An 18,886-nucleotide genomic window follows, 5' to 3' on the forward strand; every position below is an offset into this window, starting at 1 on the left:
GCGCCGCAACGTGATGCGCGCGAAAGTCATCCCATCGCGACGGCACGACCGGTACGCTGCAGCGCATGATGGCGACGGGAACCGGAAGGATGGTCAACGCATGGTGGTAGGACGGAGTGGCGCGATGGTCGATGGGAGCGCGCCTGCGCTCGGGGACAGCTTCGGCCGTCGTTTTCCTTACCTGCGCCTGTCGCTAACCGAGGCCTGCAACTTCAGCTGCAGTTACTGCCTGCCCGATGGCTATCACGGCGAAGCCGGCCCGGGGTTTCTTGGCGTGGCGGAGATCCAGCGGCTGGTGCGTGGCTTCGCGGCACTGGGCATGCACAAGATCCGCCTGACCGGCGGCGAGCCCAGCCTGCGCAAGGACCTGGAGCAGGTCATCGAAGTGGTTGCCGCCGTCCCGGGCATCCGCAAGGTGGCCATCACCACCAATGGCACGCTGCTGCCCCGTCGGTTGCCCGGCTGGCATCGTGCCGGCCTGACCGCGCTCAATGTCAGCATGGACAGCCTGCGGCGCGATCGTTTTCATGCCCTGACCGGCCACGACCGGCAGCCGGAAATCCTGCAGGGCCTGCAGATGGCGCAGGCACTGGATATTCCATCGGTGAAACTCAATGCGGTGCTGCTGCGCGGGGTCAACGATGACGAGCTGCCGCAGTGGATGGACTTCCTGCGCGAGCGACCGGTCAGCGTGCGCTTCATCGAACTGATGCGCACCGGCGACAACGAGGCCTACTTCCTGCAGCACCACCGGCGCGCGGACGAGGTCATCAGCCAGTTGCTGGAGGCCGGCTGGAGCGAGCGCCCGCGTTATCCCGATGCCGGGCCGGCGCGCGAGTTCGGCCATCCGGGGCACCGTGGCACGGTCGGCATCATCGCCCCGTACGCCCGTGATTTCTGCAGCAGCTGCAACCGCCTGCGGGTGACCGCGCGTGGTGACCTGCGGCTGTGCCTGTTCGGTGAGTTCGGCGTGCCGCTGCGCCCGCTGCTGCAGTCCGACGACGACTTCGACGCCCTGCTGGCCCGCATCACGACCCAGCTCGGGTTGAAGGCGGCCGGCCACGGCTTGCACCAGGGCCAGACCGGGTTGATCCCGCACCTGGCCTCCATTGGAGGATGAAAGACAGCATGAGTGGTGAGATGAGCGCGGCCTTCCACATGGCCGATGTGCGTGACAAACGGATCACCCGACGCCGCGCGGTGGCGGTCGGCGAGCTGTTGGCCGGCCCGCTGGCCTATCCGATGATTCTCGAGCGCCGCCTGCCCAAGGGCGATGCGCTGGTGATGGCAGAAATTGCCGGGCTGCAGGGCGCCAAGATGGCATCGGCGCTGATGCCGCTGTGCCATCCTCTGCCGCTGGAACTGGTGCGCGTGCACTGTGCGCCGGTGCCCGGACGACACGCCATCCGCGTGTGGTGCGAGTGCGCCAGCGAGGCCCGTACCGGTGTGGAGATGGAAGCCTTGGCGGGGGTCAATGCCGCGCTGCTGACGCTGTACGACCTGACCAAACCCGTGGAACCGGCGCTGGAGATCAGTGGCGTGCGGCTGCTGTTCAAGGAGGGGGGCAAGCGCGGGGTATGGATCCATCCGCAGGGCCTGGATGCGCAGGAAACCGAACGCTTCGCGCCGCGTCCGCCGCTGCAGCTGCAGGGCGCGCGCAGTGCGGTGCTGACGCTGAGTGATCGTGCCAGCGATGGCCGCTATGAGGATCGTTCCGGGCCGGTCCTGGTGCAGGGCCTGCAGGCGTTGGGCGCGGAGGTCGCGTTCGCCGAGGTGCTGGCCGATGGCATCGAACCGCTTGCCTCGCGCCTGCGCGCGCTGGCGGCCGAGGGCGTGCAGCTGTGCCTGTGCACCGGCGGCACCGGACTGGGGCCGCGTGACCTGACTCCCGAAGCGCTGCAGTCGCTGGGCGGCCGGCGGGTCGAGGGACTGGCGCAGATGCTGCGCGCGCTCAGTGCCCAGCACACACCGATGGGCTGGCTCAGTCGGGCCGAGGCGGTGCAGCTGGGCGGCATGCTGGTGTTCGCCCTGCCGGGCAGCCCGCGCGCCGCCGCGCAATGCCTGGAGATGCTGGCGCCCTTGCTGGGCCATGCCCTGGCGATGGTGACGGGCAGGGGGCACGCGTGATCGCCTATGCCGAGGCGCTGCGCATCGTGCTGGAGGCGGCACCGTTGTTGCCGGACGAGCCGGTCACGCTGGACCAGGCGTGCGGCCGCACGCTGTCCGCGCCCGTTTACAGCCCACAGTGCGTTCCTCCGTTCGACAATTCCGCGATGGACGGCTTCGCGCTGCGCCTGGACGGATCCATGGCCACGGCGGGCAGTGAATTCGATGTGTTTGGTTGGCAGGCCGCCGGGGATGCGGCAAGCGTCGCGGGCAACGGGGCATGGGAGATCATGACCGGTGCACGTCTTCCGGATGGCCTGGACAGCGTGGTGCCGGTGGAGCAGGTGGAGATCCTGCGCAGCGAAGGCGGACGCCCGCTGCGGGTGCGCCTGCGCGCCGACGTAGCGCCTTTGCAGTTCGTGCGCCTGCGCGGCCAGGATGTGCAGTCCGGCGAACAGGTGCTGGCAGAAGGTGAGTGCCTGGACCTCAATGCGCTGAGCCTGCTGCATGCCATCGGCGCCGGGCAGGTGAGGGTCAGGACGCGTCCGCGCGCGGCCGTCATCGCCACCGGCAAGGAGCTGGTCAGCCAGGCCGGCCAGGCACTGCAGTCCGGACAGATCCGTGACAGCAGCCGACCCGCGCTGATCGCCCGGCTGCAGTTGGCCGGTGCGCAGGTGGTTGCCGATGCGCTGGTGGGTGATGAGGTGGCCGCCTTTGATGCGGCGCTGGACCAGGCGCTCGCGGCCGGCGCACAGGTGCTGGTGAGTACCGGCGCGGTGTCTGCCGGCCGCTACGACTTCATACCCGCCGCGTTGCAGGCGCGCGGGGCGCACATCCTGTTCCACAAGGTGGCGATCCGCCCGGGCAAGCCGGTGCTGTTCGCGCGGCTGCCCTGCGGCGCGCTCTATTTCGGCCTGCCGGGCAACCCGGTATCGACCGCGGTCGGCCAGCGCTTCTTCGTGGAGCCGCTGCTGCGCGGCATGCTCGGCCTGCCGGCGGAGATTCCCTTGCAGTTGCCGCTTCTGGCTGCTGCGGAAAAACCGGAAGGCCTGCGCTTCCATGCGCGTGCGCGGGTTGAGATCGATGCCGGTGGGCAGATGGGCGTGCGCGTGTTGGCCGGGCAGGAATCGTTCCGGCTGACGTCTTCATTGCGGGCCAACGCGTGGGCGGTACTGGACGAAACAGGTGACCATGCCCCGGCCGGAACCCGGGTGCAGGTGATGGGCTGGGGCCACGCGACGCCCCTGCAGTTGAATGGAAAGGAGCAGGCATGAGGCAGGTGACGGTGCAGTTGTTCGGCGCGTTTTCCGAACTGGATCCCACGCGCGAGATCGCGGTGGAGGTGGCCGGGGGGCGGGTGGCGGATCTGCGCGCGGCGCTGCAGGCGCTGCTGCCGGTGCGCTGGCCGGCATTCCGCGCTGGATTGCTGGAGTATTCGGCATTCTCCGACCAGCAGCGCGTCCTGCGCGATGATGACGCCCTGCCCGATGACGGGCGCGTGGCGATCCTGCCGCCGGTGAGCGGAGGATGAGCATGGCAGAGCAGGACCAGTGGATGATCGTCGACCGCGCCAACGCGGCCATCGACGCGGCCGAGGCTATCGCCTTCGTGTCCGATCCCGGCTTCGGCGGCATCGATGTGTTCATCGGCAAGGTGCGCGACCTCAACCAGGGACGCGCCGTACTGGGCATCACCTACGATCTGTTCGACCCGCTGGTAATGGCCGAGTTCGAACGACTGGTCGGTGAGGTCCGCGGGCAGTTCGGGCCCCGTGTGAAACTCTACGTGGCACATGCCAAGGGCCGTCTGGCAGTGGGCGATACGGCGGTGGTGGTGGCCGCCGGAACACCGCACCGCGACGAGGCCTTCAAGGCCTGCCGCGCGCTGATCGAAGCGGTCAAGCACCGCAGTCCGATCTGGAAACAGGAGCACTACCAGGATGGTGACAGTGTCTGGAGCGAAGGCTGTTCGCTGTGCCACGTCGCCGAGGCTGCCGGCCCCGCCTCGCCGCCCCCCGCAGCATGAAAGAGACCTGCCAGATGAAAGCCTGGATCACCGCGTTGCTGCTGCTCGCCGCTGCGCCCCTGGCGAGTGCGGCGGACCTGACCGTATCGGCCGCCTCGAGCCTGACCGAAAGCTTCCGCGACATCGCAACCGCCTACCAGAAGGCACATCCGGGCACCCGGGTCGACCTGAACTTCGCCGCCTCCGGCGTGCTGCTGCAGCAGATCGCGCGCGGTGCCCCGGTGGACGTGCTGGCATCAGCCGATGAAGCGACCATGGACCAGGCGGTGAAGGGCGGCCACGTGGACCCGGCCACGCGCCGGGTATTCGCGCGCAACGCGCTGTGGGTGATCGTGCCGCCGGACAGCCGCCTGCCCCTGACCGCGTTGCAGTCACTTGCGCAACCGGCGGTCACGCGGGTCGCCATCGGCAACCCGGACAGCGTGCCGGTGGGCCGCTATGCACGCGCTGCGCTGCAGTCCGCCGCACTGTGGACGGCCGTGCAGCGCAAGGTGATCACCACCCAGAACGTGCGCCAGTCGCTGGACTACGTGGCGCGCGGCGAGGTGGACGCGGGTTTCGTCTATGCCACCGACGCGCAGGCGATGCCGGGCCGTGTCAAGCGTGCGTTCCAGGTGCCGGTCAGCGCCGGCATTACCTATCCGCTTGCGGTGGCCTCGCACAGCAGCAGGGCGATCGAAGCGCAGCGCTTCGTCGCCTTCGTGCAGTCGGCAGCGGGCCAGGCGATCCTGCGCCGGCATGGCTTCAGCTCGCCCTGATCGATGGACCTGGACTGGAGCGCACTCGGGTTGTCCCTGAAAGTGGCCGGATGGGCCACCGCGATCAACCTCGTGCTGGGTGTGGCGCTGGGCTGGTTGCTGGCGCGCCGCCGCTTCCCCGGGCGCGAACTGCTGGACACACTGCTGACCCTGCCGATGGTGCTGCCGCCGACCGTGCTGGGCTATTACCTGCTGGTGCTGATTGGCCGCAATGGTCCGCTCGGGGGGTGGCTGCAATCCAGCTTCGGCATCAACCTGGTCTTCACCTGGCAGGCGGCCGTGATCGCCGCTGCGATCGCGGCCCTGCCGCTGGTGTTCAAGCCGGCCCGCGCGGCCTTCGAAGGCGTGGACGGGCAACTGGAGCAGGCGGCGCGCACGCTGGGCGCCAGCGAGGCGGCGGTGTTCTTCCGCATCACGCTGCCGCTGGCCTGGCGCGGCATCCTGGCGGGCCTGTTGCTGGCGTTCGCCCGCGCGATGGGGGAATTCGGCGCCACGCTGATGGTGGCGGGCAGCATTCCCGGGCGCACCCAGACCTTGTCCATCGCCATCTACGAAGCGGTGCAGGCCGGCCAGGATGGGCGCGCCAATGCGCTGGTGCTGCTCACTTCGGCGGTGTGCATCGTGGTGCTGCTGGTCGCGGCCCGGCTGGTCGGTGGACGACGCAGGGAGGTCCGCGATGTGGCTTGACGCGGACATACAGCGCCACCTGCATGCCTCGGGCGAACATTTCCGGCTGCAGGTGCACCTGCAGTGCACGCAGCGCCGCGTGGTGCTGTTCGGTCCCTCCGGGGCGGGCAAGAGCCTCACCCTGAAAGCAATCGCAGGGTTGCTCAGGCCTGATGCCGGTCGCATCGTGCTTGACGGGCAGGTGCTGTTCGACGCCGAAGCGGGGATCTGCGTGCCCGCACGCGCTCGCCGGCTGGGTTACGTTTTCCAGGATTACGCGCTGTTCCCGCACCTCACCGTGCGCCAGAACGTGGCCTTCGGCGTGCAGCGCGGATGGTGGAACGCACGGCGCGGCAACCGCCATGCCGAGGTCGAGCACTGGCTGCGCGTGCTGCGCATCGACCGTCTTGGTGAGCTCCTGCCGTCGCAGATTTCTGGCGGGCAACGGCAGCGCGTCGCGCTTGCCAGGGCGCTGGTGACGCGTCCCCGTGCGCTGTTGCTGGATGAACCCTTCGCTGCATTGGACCATGATCTGCGTGCGCACCTGCGCATCGAACTGCAGGCCGTGCTCGAGCAGGCCGGCATGCCGTTGTTGCTGATAAGCCATGATCCAGAGGACGTGGCCGTGTTCGGTGAGCAGGTCCTGCATCTGCTTGACGGCCGTCCGGCAGCGGCCGGCGAACGCGCTTCAGCGCCGTCGCGCTGAGCTGCCGGTCCGGTAGCGTGCAGGGTCGCAGGGATCGCGCAAACCGGCGCGCACACGGCGCCCGGCGCGCTGACCACGACGCGCGAATCTGAAATCTTCAGACAATCCGTGCGCGAATGCGTCGCCGCGCACTGCGGCGCTACCGGTAAGCGGTACGTGGCGATACCCGCCGCTGAAGCTGTTCAGATGATCGGCTCATGCGGCGATGTTCGTCGCACATCACGCGATGTCACAAAGACAACGCAGCGATTTCACGAAGGTTTGATTGATCGCAGGTATAGATTCACTGCAAGAGCTTCGCCAGCGTCCCCCACGCCCGCGCCGACTTTCCCTTAAGGCCCCGCTGCTTCCTGGCGGCTGGGCACGCCATTCTGCACGCCCTTCGAGCTACCTGATGAACACCATTGCCCCATTCAGTCGTCCGTCGCCGTCACCTGTCGCGCGCAAGGCGAGCCAGCGCCTGCGCCGGCGCGATGTGCGCGGCAGGTTCGTTCCCACCCTGGCCTCGATGGACCGCGGCGAGCCGGTGCTTTTCGTGGTGTCGGAGATGGCGGACTTCATCAAGGCCGGCGGCCTGGGTGATGTCGCCGCCTCGTTGCCGCGCGCACTGCGCAGCGCCTGTGATGTTCGGGTGTTGATTCCGGGCTACCCGGAAGTCCTGTCACGCCTTCGTTCGATCGAAGTGGTCGGCAGCGTGGCGCCGCGGGGTCACCTGCCTGCCTGCCGCATCGGGCGTGCACTGCAGACCGACGGGCTGCCGATCTATGTCCTGTTGAACGGCCCGTTGTTCGATCGCGAAGGGTCGCCCTACGTGGACGCCGCAGGCAAGGAATGGAAGGACAACGCGATCCGCTTCGCGACCCTCTCGCACGCAGCGGCGGAAATCGCCGCCGGCCGCACCGGGATGGACTGGGCCCCGGGGCTGCTGCACCTCAACGACTGGCCCACCGCGCTGGCCGCTGCCTACGTGCGCTGGGACGGCACCGAAGTGGCCACCTTGTTGACCATCCACAACCTGGCCTACCAGGGTTTGTTCCCGTATGCGCTTGCAGAAGCGCTGGGCATCCCGGCCGAACACCTGGAGGAAATGCATTTCTTCGGACACATGTCCTTCCTGCAGGCCGGCATCGTCAATGCCACGCGCTTGAACACGGTGAGCCTGCACTACGCCGAGCAGATCACCGCGCCGGCCGATGGCTGCGGGCTGGACGCGCTGTTGGCGCGGCGCGCCGCGCGCGGGCACCTGAGCGGCATCGTCAACGGCATCGATGCAAGCTGGGATCCGCGTTCGGATGCGCACCTGAGCGCGCATTTCAGCGTGCAGCAGTGTGCCGGTCGCGCCGCCAATGCGGCGAGCGTGCGGCAGGCGTTCGGCCTGCGCGACAGTGAGGGTCCGTTGTTCGCGGTGGTCAGCCGTCTGGTGCACCAGAAGGGACTGGACATCACCTGCGACGTCGCCCCGCAGATCATCGCCGCCGGTGGCCAGCTGGTGGTCATCGGCGGCGGCGAGCCGCAGGTTGAAGAGCAGGTGCGCGCCCTTGCGCGGCGCTTCCCGGGGCAGGTCGGTGCCTGGATCGGTTTTGACGAACAACTGGCGCGCCAGATGTTCGCCGGTGCGGATTTCCTGTTGATGCCCTCGCGGTTCGAGCCGTGTGGGCTCAGCCAGATGTATGCACAGCGTTTTGGCTGCCTGCCCATCGCCCACGCCACCGGCGGACTGGTGGACACCGTGGACGACGGGGTGACCGGGTTCCTGTTCCACGAGCCCACCGCCAACGTCATGCGCCGCTGCGTCGAGCGTGCACTGCGCACCTTCCGCATGCCCAGCCTGCTGCGTTCGATGCAGCGCGCGGCGATGCTGCGGCCCAGTGGCTGGGACATCGCCGGGCGGCAGTACCTCGACCTGTATCGGCAGGCACGGGTGGCTGCATGATGGAGGGTCAGCGCGTGCGGGAGTCGGCCATCGCACAGGAACCTGTCCAGACGACGGTGACAGAAACGCTTCCGGACGCGCTGCAGGCGCTGTCGCGGGGTGAGCCGGCCGATCCCTTCGCCTGGCTGGGCGTGCACGGCGACGGCAACGGCGGATACCTACTGAGAACGCTGCTGCCGGGAGCGCTGGCCGTCCATGCGCGGCTGCCGGGCGAATCCACGGAGCGGGCCATGGCCGCGGCAGCAACCTGCGATGGTCTGTTCCAGCTTGCCGTCGCCGGCCTTGGCCGGGCGAGCCTGCGCATCACCTGGCCCGACGGCGAGCAGCGGCTGGAGGATCCTTACGGGTTCTGGCCCGTGCTGCCGGATGACGTGCTCGATGGCGTGCGCGCGGGTGACGGCGAAGCCATGCGCGCGCTCGGAGCGGTTCCCATGCAGGTCGACGGCGTCGACGGGGTGCGGTTCGCGGTTTGGGCGCCCAACGCGCGGCGGGTCGCCGTGGTGGGCGAGTTCAACAGCTGGGACGGCCGTCGCCATCCCATGCGCCTGCGTCACGATGCGGGCGTCTGGGAACTGTTCCTGCCTGATATCGCTGCCGGTGCGCGCTACAAGTTCCGCATTACCGGGGCAGATGGGGAGGTGCTCGCCGACAAGGCCGACCCCATGGCGCGCTGGGCCGAGCTGCCCCCGGCCACCGCCTCACGGGTCGCCCCCGCGGCGCAGCGCGTATGGCAGGACAGCCAGTGGATGCAGCAACGCAGTGCCTGTACGCACGCGCCGTTGTCGATCTATGAAGTACATGCCGGCTCCTGGCAGCGCGACGGCGCAGGCCACGAGCTGGACTGGGACGCGCTGGGCGACCGGCTGATTCCGCACGTCCAGGCGCTTGGCTTCACCCACATCGAACTGTTGCCGGTGAGCGAACATCCCTTCGGCGGTTCGTGGGGCTACCAGCCGCTGGGCATCTACGCGCCGACCGCGCGCCACGGCACGCCGGGTGATTTCGCGCGCTTCGTGGAACGCTGCCACCTGGCGGGAATCGGCGTCATCGTCGATTGGGTGAGTGCGCATTTCCCCAATGATGCGCACGGCCTGGAGCGCTTCGACGGCACCGCGCTGTATGAGCACGCCGACCCCCGGGAAGGCTTCCACCAGGACTGGCACACCCTGATCTACAACTACGGTCGCAACGAAGTGGCGGCCTACCTGATCGGCAGCGCGCTGGAGTGGATCGAGCGTTTCCACATCGACGGCCTGCGCGTGGACGCGGTGGCTTCGATGCTGTATCGCGATTACAGTCGCAACGACGGGGAGTGGGTGCCCAACGAGCACGGCGGGCGTGAGAACCTGCAGGCGGTGGCCTTCCTGAAACAGATGAACGCCACGCTGCGCGGACGTTTCCCGCAGGTGATGGTGATCGCCGAAGAATCCACCGCCTGGCCCGGCGTCACCGCCCCGGTGGAGCAGGGGGGGCTGGGGTTCACCCATAAATGGAACATGGGCTGGATGCACGATTCGCTGCGCTACATGCAGCATGATCCCGTGCACCGCCAGCATCACCACAGCGAGATGACCTTTGGTCTGGTGTATGCGTTCTCTGAACGCTACGTGCTGCCGCTGTCCCACGATGAGGTGGTGCACGGAAAAGGGGCCCTGCTGGCGCGGATGCCGGGCGATGACTGGCAGCGCTTCGCCAACCTGCGCGCGTACTACGCGCTGATGTGGGCCCACCCGGGCAGCAAACTGCTGTTCATGGGCGGCGAGTTCGGTCAGAGCCACGAATGGAACCACGGTCAAGCGCTCGACTGGGAGCAGGCCGCACGCCCGCTCAACCAGGGCCTGGCACGGTTGGTCGGTGACCTCAACCAGCTGCTGCGCCGTCATCCGGCGCTGCACCGCGACGAGCAGGATGAGCGCACCTTTGAATGGAGCATCGGCGATGACCATGCCAACAGCGTGTTCGCCTTCGTGCGCCACGATCCCCAAGGGGTGACACCGCCCTTGCTGGTGGTCAGCAACCTGACTCCGCTGCCCCGCCATGGCTACCGGGTCGGTGTTCCGCGCGCGGGGCGGTGGCGGGAGATCCTCAACAGCGACAGCATGTTCTACGCCGGCAGCAACGTCGGCAACGGCGGCGCGCTGGAAACCGAGCCACAGGCGATGCACGGTCAGCCGCATTCGCTGCAGCTGACCCTGCCGCCGCTGGCCACGCTCTACCTGCAGGTGGATGCATGACGGCAGCGGTAAGGGAGCGACTGGGTGCATGGCCCCTTGGGGACGGCCGTTACCGTTTCTGCCTGTGGGCGCCCGACGCACGTGAGGTGGCGCTGGTGCTGGATGGCGAAGTACACGCGATGTCGCCGGGCGAGGACGGTTGCTTCCGCGTGGAGGCCACCGGCAGCAGCGGGACACCTTACCGGTTCCTGATCGACGGCCAGGCGCAGGTGCCCGATCCTGCCTCGCGCTGGCAGCCGCATGGCGTGGAAGGCGCCAGCGCGCTGCTGCCCGACGATGGCCATGTGTGGCAGGCGCGCTGGGAAGGCCGGCCGTGGCAGGAACTGATCATCTACGAGGTGCACCTGGGGTGCAGCGGGGGCATTGCCGGCCTGAAGGCACAGCTGCCTGCGCTGGCGGCGATGGGCATCACCGCGTTGGAGCTGATGCCGGTGGCGCAGTTCCCCGGCCGACGCAACTGGGGCTATGACGGTGTATTCCCCTATGCACCGGCCGAAGCGTATGGGCATCCGGATGAGCTGAAGGGGTTGGTCGACGCCGCCCACGCGCACGGCATGGCGGTGCTGCTGGACGTGGTCTACAACCATTTCGGTCCGCAGGGAAACCTGCTGGCCAGCTACGCATCGGCGTTCTTCAACGACCAGGCGCCGACACCCTGGGGCGAAGCCATCGACTTCAACCAGCCCCAGGTCAAGCGCTTCTTCGTCGACAACGCGCTGATGTGGCTGCAGGAATATCGCTTTGACGGTCTGCGGCTGGATGCGGTGCAGGCGATCACCCCGAACGCGTTCCTTGGCGAGTTGCTGCAGGCCATCCGCGCCGGCTGCGCCGACCGGCCGCACGTGCACCTGGTACTTGAGAACGAGCGCAACCAGGCCTCGTGGCTGCGCCAGGGGTACCAGGGGCAGTGGAATGACGACCTGCACAACGCACTGCATGTAATGCTCACCGGTGAGTCGGAAGGGTACTACGCCGACTATGCCGGGCGCGCCCCGCAGTTGCTTGCGCGGGCGCTTTCGGAAGGATTCGCCTGGCAGGGCGAGCGCAACCACAAGGGCGAACTGCGTGGCGAGCCGAGCGCCGATGTGGCCCCCCAGCATTTCGTGATCTTCGCCCAGAACCATGATCAGATAGGCAACCGGGCGCTGGGCGAGCGACTGGTTTCGCTGGTGCCCGCCGATCACGCCCGTGCCGCGCTGGCGCTGGTCCTGCTGGTACCGATGGTCCCGCTGCTGTTCATGGGTGAACCGTGGCAGGCCAGGCAACCGTTCCTGTTCTTCACCGATTACCTGCCGCCGCTGGACGAGGCGGTGCGCGAAGGCCGGCGGCGCGAGTTCGCCGGGTTCGCGGCATTCGCCGATGCCGACCAGCGGCAGCGGATTCCCGATCCCAATGCGCGCTCCACCTTCGAGGCGTCACGTGTCGCCCTGCCTGCGGCCGACGATGCGCAGGCCGCTGATCATCTCGCCGTGTTCACCACGCTGCTGTCGTTGCGCCGCCGTTATCTGCAGCCCGGGCTTGCGCATGCGCGCCCGCTGGGCGCCCGCGTGCTGGGCCCCGGTGCCGTGCAGGCGGGCTGGCAGCTCCCCGATGGCCAATGGTGGATCGCGCTGAACGTCGGCGAAGCTGCGCTGGGGCACGAACTTCCCGACGGGACACTGGTATGGCAACAACAGGACGCAGCGCCCGGGCAGATCGCCGCCGGCAGCGTGTGCGTGCATTGGGTGCCGCGATGAGCGAGCACGCGCTGCTGCGGCGCGCGGCGGAGGCCGGCCTGCAGGTCCGTTGGACCGACGTGGCCGGCGTCGAGCGGGAGGTCGCGCCGGATGTGGTCGAAGCGGTGCTGAGGTCGCTGGCAGACAGTGCCGGAGCGGGAGGCGCCGCGCCGCCTCTGCTGACCTGCGTGGTCGGGCACACGCTGTCGGTGCCCGGCGCGGGCAGCGGCGACGCCCACTGGGTTGCAGAAGACGGCACCGCGCATCCAGCGCGGCAGACAGGGGCAGGGCAGTGGCAGGCGCCCCCGACGCCCGGCTATTGGCACTGGGCCCAAGGCCCGCGCCTGCAGGCTGTGGCGGTGGCGCCGCAGCGCAGCTGGTTTCCCGCACCAGATGCCGGTTGCCGTCACTGGGGCGTCGCCGCACAGGTCTACAGCGTGCCTGGAACCGGGGACGGCGGGATCGGTGACAGTGGCGGCATCGCAGAATGGATCCCGCGCCTGCGCGCGCACGGGGCCACGGCGATCGCGCTTTCGCCGATCCACGCCAGCATGCCGATCCGCAGCGGCTTCAGTCCCTATTCGCCGAGCGACCGGCGCTGGCTTGAGCCCCTGCACGGCGCCCCCCTCCAGCAGCTTCCCGAAGCCGCCGCGGCGGTACGCGCAGCGGATGCCGACCTCGATGCGCGGCTTGCCGCGCACGAAGCCGATGAGCGGATCCGATGGGCCGAGGCGGCCGCTGCCAAGTGGCAGTGGATCGGCCGTTTGCCGGCCTGGCTGCAGACCCATCGTCCCGGACAGTGGCGGCAGATCGAATCCGAACTGAGGGCCGGTGGTGCGCCGTTGGCCTCATGGGCTGCCCAGACCGCGGCGTTGTCGCGCAGCCCGGCGTCTGTGCAGGCGTTTGGCCAGTGGCTGGCGCAGGCCAGCTGGCGCAAGTTGCAGCACGGCGCGCGCCAGGACGGGATGGCGATCGGCCTGATCGCCGACCTTGCGGTGGGATTCGATCCGGCCGGTGTCGAGGCGCAGGACAACGCAGGTGCCGTGCTGCAAGGCCTGGAACTCGGCGCGCCGCCGGACGCGTTCAATCCGCATGGCCAGGCGTGGGGCATCACCGGCTATGCGCCCGGCGCGCTGCGCGCCCAAGGCTACGCGCCATTCATCACCCTGCTGCGTGCAGTGATGGCGCAACGCGGCGGCGTCCGCATCGACCATATCCTGGGGCTGCTGCGGCTGTGGGTGTTGCCGCGCGGCGCAGGTGCCGGGCAGGGCATCTATCTGCGCTACCCCTTCGATGACCTGCTCAACCTGCTGGTACTTGAGTCCTGGCGCAACCACTGCGTGGTGATCGGCGAAGACCTGGGCGTGGTACCGCCGGGCATCCGTGATGCGCTTGCCGCGCGCGGCGTGCTGGGCATGGAAGTGCTCGCCTTCAACCGCGATGAGCAGGGCTTCCTGCCCACCGCGCAGTGGCGGAAATCGGCCGTGGCGATGTCCTCCACCCATGATCTGCCGCCGGTGGCGGGCTGGCTGCAGGGCCGCGACCTGCAGTGGCGCAGGCAGCTGGGCTGGAACGACGAGGACGCCGACCAGACGCAAACGGTACGACGCCAGGCCGAGGTCCAGCAGCTGGCTGCACGGGCGCAGGCCGAAGGCGTGGACAGCGGAGACCTGCAGCGCGATGCGCTGGCACTCACCGCGCGCGCACCGTCCGTACTGGCCCTGCTGCCGCTGGAAGATGCCACGGCAAGCATCGAACAGCCGAACCTGCCGGGCACCGTGGAAGCGCATCCCAACTGGTGCCGTCGGATGGCGCCGCACGGTGATGCCGCAGCGATCGAAGGACGGCTGGCGGCCTTCGCTGCACAGCGCAGGCAGGGAGCCACTGCATGACAACACTGCGCGCCACCGTTCGCCTTCAGCTGCACGCCGGCTTCGATTTCGATGCGGCCGCTGCCCAGGTCGACTACTTCGCCCGGCTTGGCATCAGCCACCTTTACCTGTCCCCGATTGCCAGCGCCGTGCCGGGTTCGACGCACGGCTATGACAATGTCGATCCCACCCGCATCAGCCCGGAGCTGGGCGGCGAGCAAGGCTTCCATCGACTGTCCGATGCCGCCCGACAGCATGGGATGGGCATCCTGCTGGACATCGTGCCCAACCACATGGCGGTGCATCCTGCCAATCCGTGGTGGAACGATGTGCTGCGCAATGGCCGGCGCAGCGCACACGCAGGTTGGTTCGATATCGACTGGGACGCCCCGGAATGCGACGGCAGGCTGTGGCTGGCGGTGCTGGACAGGCCGTTGGCTGCCGCCCTTGCGGACGGCGCGCTGCATCTGGACATCGGTGGAGAAGGGCCCTGCCTGCGCCACCACGATCTGGCACTGCCGCTGTCGCCGCTGAGCTATCCGGCGCAGGCAGAAAGCTGGCCCGGTTGGATCGCGCGTTGCCAGCGCAGCCTTCAACGGATGCAGGATGTGCTGCAGCGGCAGGCGTATCGCCTGGGCTGGTGGCGTACCGGCGCCGACCATACGAACTACCGGCGCTTCTTCGACATCGATGGCCTTGTCGCGCTGCGGATGGAGCTCCCGGAGGTCTTCGACGCCGTCCACGCATTGCCGCTGCGCCTGGTCGCCGAGGGCCATGTCGACGGTCTGCGCGTGGACCATGTCGATGGATTGGCTGATCCGCGGGGGTACCTGGGCCGGCTGCGCAGCGGCCTGGATCGGGCTGCCATAGCGTCCGGTCGGCCCGCCGAGGCGATCACCCTGCACGTGGAGAAGATCCTGGCCGATGACGAAGCGCTGCCCGCCGACTGGGCCTGCGACGGAACCACCGGCTACGATTTCATGGACCAGGTCGGGGCGCTGCTGCACGACAGCGAAGCCGGACCTGCCCTGCACGCACTCTGGCACTCGGTCAGCGGTGACGCCCGCAGCTTCGACCAGCACCAGCAGCAGGCGCGACTGCAGATGCTGCAGGGTTCGCTGCGCTGCGACTTCGACCGGCTGCTGCGGCTGCTTGACGCCCAGCGGCGGGCCGATCCCGCCGCGGCCGACATCACCGGCGGCATGCTGGAACGGGCCCTGCGGGTGCTGTTGCAGCATTTTCCGGTCTACCGCACGCATGGCCTGCGCTCGGCAGCAGATCGGGCGTGGCTGGCGCGTGCCGCCGACGCCGCCGCCGCCCAGTTGGGGGAAGGTGACCGCGCCGCGCTCGAGCAGCTGTGTGTCTGGTTGTACGGGAATCCCGCCGTGCTGACCCGGTTTGAACAGCTGACCGCACCGCTGAATGCCAAGGCCGTTGAAGACACCGCGTTCTATCGCTACGGGCGGCTGCTGTCGCGCAACGAGGTCGGCAGTGATCCAGGCAGGCTGCACCTGCCGCTGGAGGAGTTCCTGCTGAGGGCGCGGCAACGCGCGCAGCAGTGGCCGCGCGCGTTGCTGGCGGTGGCAACGCACGACCACAAGCGCGGTCCGGACGCGCGCTGTCGTCTGGCCGCGGTGAGCTGCAACCTCACGCACTGGTCAGCCCGGTTGGCGCAGTGGCACGAGCTCGCCACGCAGGCCGGTCGACCCTGTCCGCTGCCGGGTGCGGAGACCCTGATGCTGTGGCAGACGTTGCTGGCAAGTTGGCCCCTGCAGGCTGAACGCGTGGATGCCGGCTTCATCGGCCGCGTTGACGGGTGGTTGCAGAAGGCCCTGCGCGAAGCAAAGCAGGTGAGCAGCTGGAGCGATCCGGATCGCGCGCTCGAACAGGCGGCATCGGACTGGCTGGCATGGCTGGGCAGCAGCCCGCAGGCGGCGCCGCTGCGCTCGGCACTGGACGCGTTCGTGCACGCCATCGCACCGCACGCCGCGCGGCTGGGGCTGGTGCAGCTGGCGTTGCAGCTGTGCTGCCCCGGGGTACCGGATCTGTACCAAGGCAACGAAGGCTGGGACACCAGCCTGGTGGATCCGGACAACCGACGCGAGGTCGACTACCTGCAGCGGCGCGCATGGCTCGGCTCGCCGCCAGACTGGCAGCAGGCCCTGCAGGAGCACTGGAGCGGGGGCAGTGCCAAGGCGCTGCTGCTGGCGACCCTGCTCCGTCATCGCGCTGCGGTGCCATCGCTGTTCGCCGATGGCTCGCTGACGCTGCTGTCTGCCACCGCCGGCGCGTGGGTCCTGTCGCGCCAGCTCGGTGACCACCAACTGCTGCTGGTGCTCGACACGACGGCACGGCTGGAAACGCCCCTGGCGCCGGGCACGCTGTTGCGCGAAGAGGATAGCGAGCGCGCCCGCGTCGGCCTGCCCGCGGGCCACTGGCGCAGCCTGCTGGACGCGCGCCGCTGCGAGGGTGGGGATGACATCGAGGCCGATGCGCTGCTGGACGGGGCGCCGCTGGCGATATGGGTATTGGACAACGGAGAGAATGATGGACGCTGAGGAACGCAAACGGCGTACGGCCGCGCTGGCTCACCAGATCTGGGAGGCCGAAGGGCGTCCGGACGGCCAACAGGTACGCCACTGGCAGATGGCCGAGCGCCTGGTGCTGGCCGATATCGAAGCCGCCCATGGCAAGCAACCGGAGGAGGCAGCCGTTGGCGCTCCGTAAATGGACGCAGACCTCGCGCGTGCGCGAGGGTCTGCCGTATCCGCTGGGTGCAAGCTGGGACGGACTGGGCGTCAATTTCGCACTGTACTCGCGGCATGCCACCAAGGTGGAGCTGTGCCTGTTCGATGCCCGCGGGCGCGAGAAGGAACGCATCGCCTTGCCCGAGTACACCGACGAAATCTGGCACGGCTACCTGCCCGATGCGCGTCCCGGCCAGCGTTATGGCTATCGGGTGCACGGGCCCTATGCGCCGGACGCGGGCCATCGTTTCAACCCGAACAAGCTGTTGCTCGACCCGTATGCCAAGCAGATCGTCGGCGAGCTCAAGTGGGCTCCCCACCTGTTCGGTTACACCATCGGTCACCGTGACCGCGACCTGAGTTTCGACCGCCGTGACAGCGCCGCCTATATGCCGCGTTGCGCGGTGGTCGACCCTGCTTTCAGCTGGGGCAATGAACGCGCGCCCGCCACCCTCTGGGACCGCACGGTGATCTACGAAGCACACGTGCGCGGACTCACCATGCGCCACCCGTCGGTGCCGCAGGACGAGCGGGGCACGTTCTCGGCGCTGCGCCATGATGCGCTGGTCGATCACCTCACGCACCTGGGCGTGACCGCAGTGGAGCTGCTGCCGGTGCACGCCTTCATCGATGACCAGTACCTGCTGGATCAGGGCCTGCGCAACTACTGGGGCTACAACTCGATCGGTTTCTTCGCACCGCATCCGCGTTACCTGTCGCAGGGCACGGTGGCGGAGTTCAAGCAGATGGTGGCACGCATGCACCATGCCGGGCTGGAGGTGATCCTGGACGTGGTCTACAACCACACCGCCGAAGGCAACGAACTGGGCCCGACGCTCTCGTTCAAGGGCATCGACAACACCAGCTATTACCGGCTGGGCGATGACCGGCGTTACTACATCAACGATACCGGCACCGGCAATACCTTTGACCTCACCAATGCCGGTGCGCTGCGCATGGTGATGGATTCGCTGCGCTACTGGGTGACCGAAATGCGCGTGGATGGATTCCGCTTCGACCTCGCCACCATCCTCGGGCGCGAGAAGCATGGCTTTGATCCGTCCTGCAGTTTCCTCGACGCGGTGCGGCAGGATCCCGTGCTGAGCCAGGTCAAGCTGATCGCCGAGCCGTGGGACATTGGTCCGGGTGGTTACCAGCTGGGTGCCTTCGCGCCGGGCTGGGCTGAGTGGAACGATCGGTTCCGCGACACCAGCCGCGCGTTGTGGCGGGGCGATGGCGGCCAGCTTCCCGGTTTCGCCGCACGCTTCACCGGGTCGGCCGATCTGTTCGACCATCATGGGCGGCGCCCCTCGGCGAGCATCAATTTCATCACGGCCCATGATGGATTCACGCTGCACGACCTGGTGAGCTACCAGCACAAGCACAACCTGGCCAACGGAGAAGACGGACGCGACGGGCACGACCACAATCTGTCCAGCAACCATGGCGTGGAGGGCGAGACCGACGACCCGTCGATCCTGGCCCTGCGCGCGCAGCAGATGCGCAATCTGCTCGCCACGCTGCTGCTTTCGCAGGGCACCCCGATGCTGTTGGCGGGCGACGAGTTCGGCCATACCCAGCACGGCAACAACAACGTGTACTGCCAGGACAACGAGCTGGCCTGGATCGACTGGGAGCGCGCCGAGCAGCCCGCCGCGCAGGCGCAGGCCGCCTTCGTGCGGCGCCTGTTGCTGCTGCGCCGCCGCTACGGACTGCTCCGGCGCAACCGGTTCCTGCGCGATGCCGGGCAGCACAGCGGTGACATCCATTGGCTGACGCCGGAAGGCCACCGCATGCAGGAGGCCGACTGGCACGACGGCGAGCGCAGGGCGTTGACCATCGTGCTGGACGGTCGCAGTCCGGCGCCGGCGCACGCGTCCGGCCGCAACGTCAGCCTGGCCCTGCTGATCAATACCGGCGGCTCGCCGCAGGTGTATCGGGTCGCCCTGGAAGGCATGGATTTCCGCAAGGTATTGCTGCAGACGCCCGAGCTGCCGCTGCACCAGGATGACGAGGGGCTTTGGGAACTGCCCGGCCACAGCCTGTGCCTGCTTGCAGCCAGCAGCAGTTGAAGGCGGTGGGCAGGTGGCGCATCCGGCGGACGCGCCACCTGCCCGCAAACGGT

Annotated in this window: 15 protein-coding genes; all 15 read left to right on the plus strand. The window is 68.5% G+C overall.

Features of this window, described 5'->3' with window-relative positions; genetic code table 11:
• Window positions 1-124 precede the first annotated feature (124 nt).
• The 15 genes from moaA to glgX all read left to right on the plus strand — a co-directional run bounded on the left by moaA (window position 125) and on the right by glgX (window position 18,833).
• Window positions 125-1,120, plus strand: a complete 996-nt coding sequence (gene moaA, locus H9654_RS01550; protein WP_191768882.1) for a GTP 3',8-cyclase MoaA — start codon at window positions 125-127, stop codon at window positions 1,118-1,120.
• A gap of 8 nt (window positions 1,121-1,128) precedes the next feature.
• A complete protein-coding gene (gene moaCB, locus H9654_RS01555; RefSeq protein WP_191768461.1) occupies window positions 1,129-2,127 on the plus strand; it encodes a bifunctional molybdenum cofactor biosynthesis protein MoaC/MoaB in 999 nt (332 codons plus the stop codon).
• On the plus strand, window positions 2,124-3,380 hold the full coding sequence (locus H9654_RS01560) for a molybdopterin molybdotransferase MoeA (protein ID WP_191768463.1): 1,257 nt from the start codon (window positions 2,124-2,126) through the stop codon (window positions 3,378-3,380). The genes moaCB and H9654_RS01560 overlap by 4 nt, the downstream gene beginning before the upstream one ends.
• Window positions 3,377-3,637, plus strand: a complete 261-nt coding sequence (locus H9654_RS01565; RefSeq protein ID WP_191768465.1) for a MoaD/ThiS family protein — start codon at window positions 3,377-3,379, stop codon at window positions 3,635-3,637. The genes H9654_RS01560 and H9654_RS01565 overlap by 4 nt, the downstream gene beginning before the upstream one ends.
• Before the next feature lie 2 nt (window positions 3,638-3,639).
• A complete protein-coding gene (locus H9654_RS01570) occupies window positions 3,640-4,131 on the plus strand; it encodes a molybdenum cofactor biosynthesis protein MoaE (protein WP_191768467.1) in 492 nt (163 codons plus the stop codon).
• Window positions 4,132-4,145: 14 nt separating this feature from the next.
• Window positions 4,146-4,889: a molybdate ABC transporter substrate-binding protein gene (gene modA / locus H9654_RS01575; RefSeq protein ID WP_191768469.1), complete on the plus strand. Its 744-nt coding sequence runs from the start codon at window positions 4,146-4,148 to the stop codon at window positions 4,887-4,889.
• Between the two features lie 3 nt (window positions 4,890-4,892).
• Window positions 4,893-5,576, plus strand: a complete 684-nt coding sequence (gene modB / locus H9654_RS01580) for a molybdate ABC transporter permease subunit (protein WP_191768471.1) — start codon at window positions 4,893-4,895, stop codon at window positions 5,574-5,576.
• Complete coding sequence (locus H9654_RS01585) at window positions 5,566-6,261, plus strand: ATP-binding cassette domain-containing protein (RefSeq protein ID WP_191768473.1); 696 nt, start codon at window positions 5,566-5,568, stop codon at window positions 6,259-6,261. Before modB ends, H9654_RS01585 begins: the two co-directional genes overlap by 11 nt.
• 394 nt (window positions 6,262-6,655) lie before the next feature.
• Entirely contained in the window at window positions 6,656-8,194 is a 1,539-nt protein-coding gene (gene glgA / locus H9654_RS01590) for a glycogen synthase GlgA (protein ID WP_191768474.1), read from the plus strand.
• Window positions 8,191-10,428 (plus strand): 1,4-alpha-glucan branching protein GlgB, encoded by a 2,238-nt coding sequence (gene glgB / locus H9654_RS01595; RefSeq protein ID WP_191768476.1) that lies wholly within the window; start codon window positions 8,191-8,193, stop codon window positions 10,426-10,428. Before glgA ends, glgB begins: the two co-directional genes overlap by 4 nt.
• Window positions 10,425-12,164, plus strand: coding sequence for a malto-oligosyltrehalose trehalohydrolase (treZ, locus tag H9654_RS01600; protein WP_191768477.1), 1,740 nt, complete (start codon window positions 10,425-10,427; stop codon window positions 12,162-12,164). Before glgB ends, treZ begins: the two co-directional genes overlap by 4 nt.
• Entirely contained in the window at window positions 12,161-14,035 is a 1,875-nt protein-coding gene (locus tag H9654_RS01605) for a 4-alpha-glucanotransferase (RefSeq protein ID WP_191768479.1), read from the plus strand. Before treZ ends, H9654_RS01605 begins: the two co-directional genes overlap by 4 nt.
• Window positions 14,032-16,572, plus strand: coding sequence for a malto-oligosyltrehalose synthase (treY, locus tag H9654_RS01610; protein WP_191768481.1), 2,541 nt, complete (start codon window positions 14,032-14,034; stop codon window positions 16,570-16,572). Before H9654_RS01605 ends, treY begins: the two co-directional genes overlap by 4 nt.
• Window positions 16,562-16,741, plus strand: coding sequence for a DUF2934 domain-containing protein (locus H9654_RS01615; RefSeq protein ID WP_101100656.1), 180 nt, complete (start codon window positions 16,562-16,564; stop codon window positions 16,739-16,741). Before treY ends, H9654_RS01615 begins: the two co-directional genes overlap by 11 nt.
• Entirely contained in the window at window positions 16,728-18,833 is a 2,106-nt protein-coding gene (gene glgX, locus H9654_RS01620; protein ID WP_191768483.1) for a glycogen debranching protein GlgX, read from the plus strand. The genes H9654_RS01615 and glgX overlap by 14 nt, the downstream gene beginning before the upstream one ends.
• Window positions 18,834-18,886: the final 53 nt, after the last annotated feature.

Source organism: Stenotrophomonas lacuserhaii, from assembly GCF_014836545.1.
Classification (GTDB): Bacteria; Pseudomonadota; Gammaproteobacteria; order Xanthomonadales; family Xanthomonadaceae; genus Stenotrophomonas; species Stenotrophomonas lacuserhaii.